Raw genomic sequence first — 1172 nt, 5'->3', positions numbered from 1 at the left:
GCTGAAAGCATCTAAGCGCGAAGCCTACTTCAAGATAAGATTTCCCACCGTAAGGTTAAGATCCCAGGAAGACTACCTGGTTGATAGGTCGAAGGTGTAAGTGCAGTAATGTATTTAGCTTAACGATACTAATAGATCGAGGACTTGACCAAGAATTAAAATGATAATTCCTAAATGTATGCAGTTTTTAGAGTATTAATTTCGTTTTAAAATTCAACTAAATAGTTGAAAAATGAAATGAAAAAAGTATTGACATTGAATGTTAAATGTGTTAATATAATACTTGTCCTAGCGATAAAAAAATATGTGGTTGTAATAGCAAAGAGGATACACCTGTTCCCATTCCGAACACAGAAGTTAAGCTCTTTAGCGCTGATGGTACTTGGAGGGCAACCTCCTGGGAGAGTAGGACGTAGCCACGTAATATTCCAAGGTAGCTCAATGGTGGAGCAACCGGCTGTTAACCGGTAGGCTGAGGGTTCGAGCCCCTCCCTTGGAGCCATAAAAAAGCCGAAGTGGCGGAACTGGCAGACGCACAGGACTTAAAATCCTGCGGGACTTACCTCTCGTACCGGTTCGATTCCGGTCTTCGGCACCAAAATAATATCGCGGGGTGGAGCAGTTGGCAGCTCGTCGGGCTCATAACCCGAAGGTCATAGGTTCGAGTCCTATCTCCGCAACCAATAATTGGCCCGTTGGTCAAGCGGTCAAGACACCGCCCTTTCACGGCGGTAACAGGGGTTCGATTCCCCTACGGGTCACCAACCAATTAAATTAAATATGCGGGTGTAGCTCAATGGTAGAGTTCCGGCCTTCCAAGCCGGCTGTGAGGGTTCGATCCCCTTCACCCGCTCCAGATAAATTATGGGACTATAGCTCAGCTGGGAGAGCACCTGCCTTACAAGCAGGGGGTCACAGGTTCGAGCCCTGTTAGTCCCACCATATAATGCGGCCTGGTAGTTCAGCTGGTTAGAATGCCAGCCTGTCACGCTGGAGGTCGAGGGTTCGAGTCCCTTCCAGGTCGCCAATAAAATGCGGGAATAGTTCAGTGGTAGAGCGCAACCTTGCCAAGGTTGAAGTCGCGAGTTCGAATCTCGTTTCCCGCTCCATAATAATATGGGTGCATAGCTCAGCTGGATAGAGCAACGCCCTTCTAAGGCGTGTGTCCGGGG

The 1172-nt window shown here is 48.0% G+C and carries 8 tRNA genes and 2 rRNA genes; all 10 read left to right on the top strand.

Features of this window, described 5'->3' with window-relative positions:
- A 23S ribosomal RNA gene (locus CHF27_RS13835) occupies positions 1 to 152 on the top strand; the annotation flags it as partial.
- A 153-nt stretch (positions 153 to 305) separates the two neighbouring features.
- Positions 306 to 422, top strand: a 5S ribosomal RNA gene (rrf, locus tag CHF27_RS13830).
- A 5-nt stretch (positions 423 to 427) separates the two neighbouring features.
- A tRNA-Asn gene (locus tag CHF27_RS13825) sits at positions 428 to 502 on the top strand.
- Positions 503 to 509: 7 nt separating this feature from the next.
- Positions 510 to 598 (top strand) — tRNA-Leu (locus tag CHF27_RS13820).
- Between the two features lie 9 nt (positions 599 to 607).
- A tRNA-Met gene (locus CHF27_RS13815) sits at positions 608 to 683 on the top strand.
- 6 nt (positions 684 to 689) lie between these two features.
- Positions 690 to 764: transfer RNA gene (locus tag CHF27_RS13810), tRNA-Glu, on the top strand.
- An 18-nt stretch (positions 765 to 782) separates the two neighbouring features.
- Positions 783 to 856: transfer RNA gene (locus tag CHF27_RS13805), tRNA-Gly, on the top strand.
- A 10-nt stretch (positions 857 to 866) separates the two neighbouring features.
- A tRNA-Val gene (locus CHF27_RS13800) sits at positions 867 to 942 on the top strand.
- Between the two features lie 8 nt (positions 943 to 950).
- Positions 951 to 1027: transfer RNA gene (locus CHF27_RS13795), tRNA-Asp, on the top strand.
- 7 nt (positions 1028 to 1034) lie between these two features.
- Positions 1035 to 1109 (top strand) — tRNA-Gly (locus tag CHF27_RS13790).
- Positions 1110 to 1172 lie beyond the last annotated feature (63 nt).

It is taken from the genome of Romboutsia maritimum, from assembly GCF_002251085.2.
Classification (GTDB): domain Bacteria; phylum Bacillota; class Clostridia; order Peptostreptococcales; family Peptostreptococcaceae; genus Romboutsia_B; species Romboutsia_B maritimum.
The sequence above is the reverse complement of the archived record's forward strand: the minus strand, read 5'-3'. Positions and strand labels throughout refer to the sequence as shown.